This window comes from Streptomyces sp. NPDC035033, from assembly GCF_040636735.1.
Classification (GTDB): domain Bacteria; phylum Actinomycetota; class Actinomycetes; order Streptomycetales; family Streptomycetaceae; genus Streptomyces.
In genome coordinates, this window is sequence record NZ_JBEZUZ010000183.1 from 1 (window position 1) to 5,801 (window position 5,801).

General features: G+C 74.5%; 6 protein-coding genes. All 6 read right to left on the minus strand.

Annotated features, from left to right (window positions below):
* Positions 1–108: 108 nt before the first annotated feature.
* The 6 genes from AB0E83_RS34920 to AB0E83_RS34945 all read right to left on the minus strand — a co-directional run bounded on the left by AB0E83_RS34920 (position 109) and on the right by AB0E83_RS34945 (position 5,671).
* Positions 109–1,128 carry a hemolysin family protein gene (locus AB0E83_RS34920; protein WP_362120764.1) on the minus strand — a complete coding sequence of 340 codons (1,020 nt, stop codon included), beginning with the start codon at positions 1,126–1,128 and terminating at the stop codon, positions 109–111.
* On the minus strand, positions 1,125–2,465 hold the full coding sequence (locus AB0E83_RS34925) for a hemolysin family protein (RefSeq protein WP_362120766.1): 1,341 nt from the start codon (positions 2,463–2,465) through the stop codon (positions 1,125–1,127). Before AB0E83_RS34925 ends, AB0E83_RS34920 begins: the two co-directional genes overlap by 4 nt.
* A gap of 209 nt (positions 2,466–2,674) precedes the next feature.
* The gene (locus AB0E83_RS34930; RefSeq protein ID WP_362120768.1) at positions 2,675–3,100 is read right to left on the minus strand and encodes a GNAT family N-acetyltransferase; all 426 of its coding nucleotides are present in this window, start codon (positions 3,098–3,100) and stop codon (positions 2,675–2,677) included.
* A gap of 103 nt (positions 3,101–3,203) precedes the next feature.
* Entirely contained in the window at positions 3,204–3,548 is a 345-nt protein-coding gene (locus tag AB0E83_RS34935; protein ID WP_362120770.1) for a VOC family protein, read from the minus strand.
* A 52-nt stretch (positions 3,549–3,600) separates the two neighbouring features.
* Positions 3,601–4,317 (minus strand): dethiobiotin synthase, encoded by a 717-nt coding sequence (gene bioD, locus AB0E83_RS34940; protein ID WP_362120772.1) that lies wholly within the window; start codon positions 4,315–4,317, stop codon positions 3,601–3,603.
* Positions 4,318–4,390: 73 nt separating this feature from the next.
* The gene (locus AB0E83_RS34945; protein ID WP_362120774.1) at positions 4,391–5,671 is read right to left on the minus strand and encodes an adenosylmethionine--8-amino-7-oxononanoate transaminase; all 1,281 of its coding nucleotides are present in this window, start codon (positions 5,669–5,671) and stop codon (positions 4,391–4,393) included.
* Positions 5,672–5,801: the final 130 nt, after the last annotated feature.

Consider the following 5,801-nt stretch of genomic DNA (forward strand, 5'->3'; position numbering starts at 1 on the left):
GCCAGGTGGCGGGGTGGCCGGCGAGCGCGGCGCGGATCTCCCGCCCCGCCCGGGCGAGTTCGGGTACCGGGGCCCCTCCCCTCCGCGCCGCGGAGCCGGCACGCGGCGTCACGGCGCCGTGGGACGCCCCACCAGTTCGCGGAGCACGTCCTCCATCGTCACCAGACCGGCGAGCTTGCCGCCGTCGTCGAGCACGGCGGCCAGATGGGTCCGGCTGCGGCGCATCGCCGTCAGCACGTCGTCCATCGGCGTCGCCGCCCGCACGCGGGCGATCGGACGCAGCGCCGACACCGGGAACGGCAGGTCGCGCGGGGTGACGTCCAGGGCGTCCTTCACGTGGAGGTAGCCCAGGATCCGGCGGTCGGAGTCCACCACCGGGAAGCGGGAGAAGCCCGACCGGGCCGACAGCTCCTCCAGCTCCTCCGGAGTGGTGCCCACCTGCGCGTACACCACCTTCTCCACCGGCATGACCACGTCCCGCACCGGGCGGCGGCCCAGCTCCAGGGCGTCGTGCAGCCGCTCGGCCGCGCGGTCGTCGAGCAGGCCGGCGTCACCCGCGTCGGTGACCATCCGGGCCAGCTCGTCGTCCGAGAAGGTCGCCGACACCTCGTCCTTCGTCTCCACCCGCATCAGCTTGAGCAGGGTGTTCGCGAAGGCGTTGATCGTGAAGATCACCGGCCGCAGGGCGCGGGCCAGGGCGACCAGCGGCGGACCGAGGAGCAGCGCGGTCCTGGTCGGTTCGGCGAGCGCGATGTTCTTCGGCACCATCTCGCCGAGCAGCATGTGCAGATAGGTGGCCACGGTCAGCGCGATCACGAAGGAGATCGGGTGGACCAGGCCGTGCGGCACGCCGACCGCGTCGAAGACGGGCTCCAGCAGGTGCGCGATGGCGGGCTCGGCGACGATGCCGAGCACCAGGGTGCACAGCGTGATGCCGAGCTGCGCCGCGGCGAGCAGCGCGGAGACGTGCTCCAGACCCCAGACGACGCTGCGGGCCCGCCGGTCGCCGGACTCGGCGAGCGGCTCGATCTGACTGCGGCGGACGGAGATCAGGGCGAACTCGGCGCCGACGAAGAAGGCGTTCACGACCAGCGTGAGCAGGCCGATCAGCAGCTGGATCGCGGTCATCGGTACGTCTCCCCGGTCTCGTCCCCGTCCTGGGGGAGCGGTGCGTGCAGCAGCACGCGCGCGGCGCGGCGCCCGGAGGCGTCGACGACGTCGAGGCGCCAGCCGCCCAGCTCCACGCCGTCGCCGACGGCCGGGATCCGGCCGAGTGCGGTCGCGAGGACGCCGGCGAGGGTCTCGTACGGCCCGTCCGGCACCCGCAGACCGATGCGTTCCAGCTGATCGGTACGGGCGGCGCCGTCGGCCGACCACAGCACACGGCCGTCCTCGTCCTCGCCCGCCCGCGCCAGGTCGGGGGTCTCGTGCGGATCGTGCTCGTCGCGCACCTCGCCGACGACCTCCTCGACGATGTCCTCCAGGGTCGCGACCCCGGCCGTGCCGCCGTACTCGTCGATGACGACGGCCATCGTCTGCTTGCCGGAGAGCCGGTCGAGCAGCTTGTCGACGGTCAGCGTCTCGGGCACGAGCAGCGGCTCCCGCACGATGTCGCCGACGCGGCGCAGGCGCCGCTCGCCGGCCGGTATGGCCAGCACGTCCTTGACGTGGGCGATGCCCACGACCGTGTCGAGGTTGCCCCGGTAGACGGGGAACCGGGACAGGCCGGTGGCGCGCGTCGCGTTCGCGACGTCCTCGACGGTGGCCTGCACCTCCAGGGCGGTCACCTGGACGCGCGGGGTCATCACGTTCTCGGCGGTCAGCTCCGCCAGGTTCAGGGTGCGGACGAACAGCTCGGCCGTGTCGGGCTCCAGCGCGCCCTCCTTCGCCGAGTGGCGGGCGAGCGCCACCAGCTCCTGCGGGGAACGGGCGGACGCCAGTTCCTCGGTCGGCTCCATGCCGAGCCGGCGCAGGATCCGGTTGGCGGTGTTGTTGAGGTGGCTGATCAGCGGCTTGAACGCGGCCGTGAAGACCCGCTGGGGGGTCGCCACGACCTTGGCGATCGCGAGCGGCGAGGAGATCGCCCAGTTCTTGGGGACCAGCTCGCCCACCACCATGAGGACCACGGTGGAGACGGCGGTGCCGAGGACCAGGGCGACCGAGGAGGCCACCGAGGGGGAGAGGCCGAGCGCCTCGGCCGGGCCCTTGAGCAGCGCGGCGATGGAGGGCTCGGCGAGCATGCCGACGACCAGGTTGGTCACGGTGATGCCGAGCTGGGCGCCGGAGAGCTGGAACGTGAGCGACCTGACGGCCTTCAGCGCGCCGGCCGCGCCGCGCTCGCCGCGCTCCGCGGCGGCTTCGAGCTCACCCCGTTCCACGGTGGTCAGCGAGAACTCCGCCGCCACGAACGCGCCGCACGCGAGCGAGAGCAGCAGCGCCACCAGGAGCAGAAGCACTTCGGTCATCGGTTCACCTCCGTCCCATGATCAGTCAGCGGGGCACGGAGCGCGCGGTGTCGGTCACCGCGATCGGGACCGGTGTTCCGGAGTACGGAGGCACCAGTGCTACTGGGAGGCTCGCCCATGGGCGGACGTTCACACCTTTCGGTCGTCTCGGTCGTCGTGGTCGTCGGAAGGAGATCCCATGGTAAAGGATCGGCAAAACGGCGGGTCGATCACTCCGTGAAGGGCTTCACCCAGCGGCGCCAGGTGTCCTGCCGTACGTACCCCGCCGCCGCCCACGCGTGGTGCGCCCGCTCGTTCGCCTCCAGGACCATCGCGTCCGCGCGGCGCCCGCCCAGCGTGGCGAACCGTTCCTCCGCCGCCTTCAGCAGCGCCTTGGAGATCCCGCGCCGCCGGTACGAGGGGAGCACCGCGAGCCGGTAGAGCGAGGCGCGCCAGCCGTCCCAGCCGGCGATCACGGAACCGACGATCACCTCGCCGTCGACGGCGAGGAGCAGCGCGCCGGGGTCGCGGTCGAGGAGCCGCTCCACCCCGTCGACGTCGTCGGAGATGGAGGTGCCCTCGGCGGACTCCCGCCAGAAGGCGAGCACGGAAGCGGCCTCGGAGGGCGCGGCGGCCCGGATGCGTATGTCGATCATGGCCAGATCCCACCACGCGACCCCGGCCGTCGCCAGCACATTCCGCACCGTGGACCCGCGGGACGGCCGGCGGGTGACGGGTGGCGCCCGTGCGCGGCCGCCGTCACCCCGTGACGAAGCAGAACTCGTTCCCCTCCGGATCGCGCATCACCTGGAAGGACCCCTGCGCGTCGGTGACGAGGCCACCGGCCCGCACCGCGCCGAGCGGCGCCGCCTCGTCGGCCGCCTCCTCGGGGTCGGCCACCTCCAGGTCCAGGTGCATCCGGTTCTTCACGGCCTTCCCCTCGGGCACCCGCTGGAAGGCGAGCCGCACGAAACCGGGCGGATCCACGAAGGACCAGTCGGGGCTCCGGTCGACCGGCTCCCCGCCGAGGAGGGCCGCCCAGAAGCGGACCAGGGCGGCCGGATCGCCGCAGTCGAGGACGAGCTCCTGTACGTGTGCGCGCATCCCCTCACCCTACGGAGGGAGGGGACGCGCGGAAGGGAGGAGCGCCGGTTCCTCAGGCCCCGGCGGCGCGCGCGAACGCGTCCGCGTCCCACGTGCCGCCGAGCACGGGGGCGAGCCAGTCGGGCGCGGCGGCCCGGAAGGCCGCCGGGTCCAGCGCGCCGGACCCCTCCGGCACCGCGCCGAGCAGCGGGGCGCCCGCCGCCTCGGGCAGATCGGCCAGGTTGCACCGCGCCGCGAGGTCCGGCTCCGCCGGCCAGCTGCCGACGACCACGCCGAGCTGCGCGATGCCGCGCGCCCGCAGCGCCTCCGCCGTCAGGGCGGTCGAGTTCAGCGTGCCGAGACCGGCCGGCGCCACCACGAGGACGGGCGCGCCGAGCAGCCGGGCCGCGTCGGCGAGCGTGCCGCCCTCCGCGTCGAACCGGACGAGCAGCCCGCCCGCGCCCTCGACGAGCACCAGGTCGTGCTCCTCGGCGAGCGCGCGCGCCGCCTCCGCGACCCGCTCGGCGCCGACCGGGGCCATGCCCGCGCGCCGGGCGGCCGTGCCCGGGGCGAGCGGCTCCGGGTAGCGGGCCAGCTCGGCGGCGGTCTTCGCGCCCGAGAGCCGTACCGCCTCGTCGGCGTCGCCCCGCTCCTCGGGCGAGAGCCCGGTCTGGGCGGGCTTGAGGACCGCGACCGAACGGCCGGCGGCGACGGCCGCGGCGGCGACGGCCGCCGTGACGACCGTCTTGCCGATCTCCGTCCCCGTCCCGCTGACGACGACGATGCTCATGCTGTTCCCTTCCATCCGTTCCCGCCGGCCCGGTCCGTCCTCCGCCGCGCCGGCCCGTCCCCGCCGGGCGGGGTCAGCCCGCGGCCGCGGCGGCGCGCACCGCCGCGCAGATCCGGGCCAGGTCGGCGTCCTCCGTCACGTACGGCGGCATCGTGTAGATCAGGTCCCGGAACGGGCGCAGCCACACGCCCTCCCGGACCGCGGCCCGGGTCGCCGCCGCCATGTCGACCTCGTGGTCGAGCTGGACGACACCGATCGCGCCGAGCACCCGCACGTCGCGGACGCCCGGGAGGTCCGCGGCGCCCGCGAGCCCCTCGCGCAGCCCGCCCTCGATCCGCTTGACCTCCTGGGCCCAGTCCTGCGAGAGGAGCAGGTCGATCGAGGCGCAGGCGATCGCGGAGGCCAGCGGGTTGCCCATGAACGTCGGGCCGTGCGCGAGCACCGGCACCTCGCCCCGGGAGATGCCGTCGGCCACCGCGCGGGTGCACAGGGTCGCCGCCATCGACAGGTAACCGCCCGTCAGCGCCTTCCCCAGGCACATCACATCGGGGGAGACCCCCGCCCGGTCCGCGGCGAACAGCGTGCCCGTCCGGCCGAAGCCCGTCGCGATCTCGTCGAAGACGAGCAGCACGTCGTGCGCGTCGCACGCCTCGCGCAGCACCCGGAGGTAGCCGGGGTCGTGGAAGCGCATCCCGCCCGCGCCCTGCACCACCGGCTCCACGATCACCGCGGCCAGTCCGTCCGCGTGCCGCGCGATCGCGGCACGGAGCGACTCGGCGTACGACTCCTCGTACGCGGCCGGCGGCTCGTCCACGAAGACCTGCTCCTGGAGCACCCCCGACCACAGCCGGTGCATGCCGCCCTCGGGGTCGCACACCGACATCGGCTGCCAGGTGTCGCCGTGGTAGCCGCCGCGCCAGGTCAGCAGCCGCCGCTTGCCGGGACGGCCGAGCGAGCGCCAGTACTGCAGGCACATCTTGGCCGCGACCTCGACCGCGACGGAGCCGGAGTCGCTGAGGAAGACGTGCCGCAGCGGCTCGGGCGTGATCTCGACGAGCCGCGCCGCGAGCCGTACCGCCGGTTCGTGGGTGAGCCCGCCGAACATGACGTGGCTCATCCGGTCGAGCTGGCCGCGCGCCGCCTCGTTGAGCACCGGGTGGTTGTAGCCGTGCACGGCCGACCACCACGAGGACATGCCGTCGATCAGCTCGGACCGCCCCTCGGCCGGCTCGGCGAGGCGCAGCCGCACCCCGGACGCGGACGCGACCACCAGCGGCTCCGTGCGGCCCGGCATGGGGCCGTACGGATGCCACACGTGCGCCCGGTCCAGGGCGAGGAGCTCGTCGTTGCGCATCGTCTCCGTCACGCGTTCGGGGCGAGGTCCGTGCCGGCGCCGCGGCGGCGCACCGCCACCAGGTCGGCGCTCGGCGAGCTCCTTCTCCAGGTTGACGAGCTTGCCCGCCTTCTTCGCGGCGGCGAGCCCG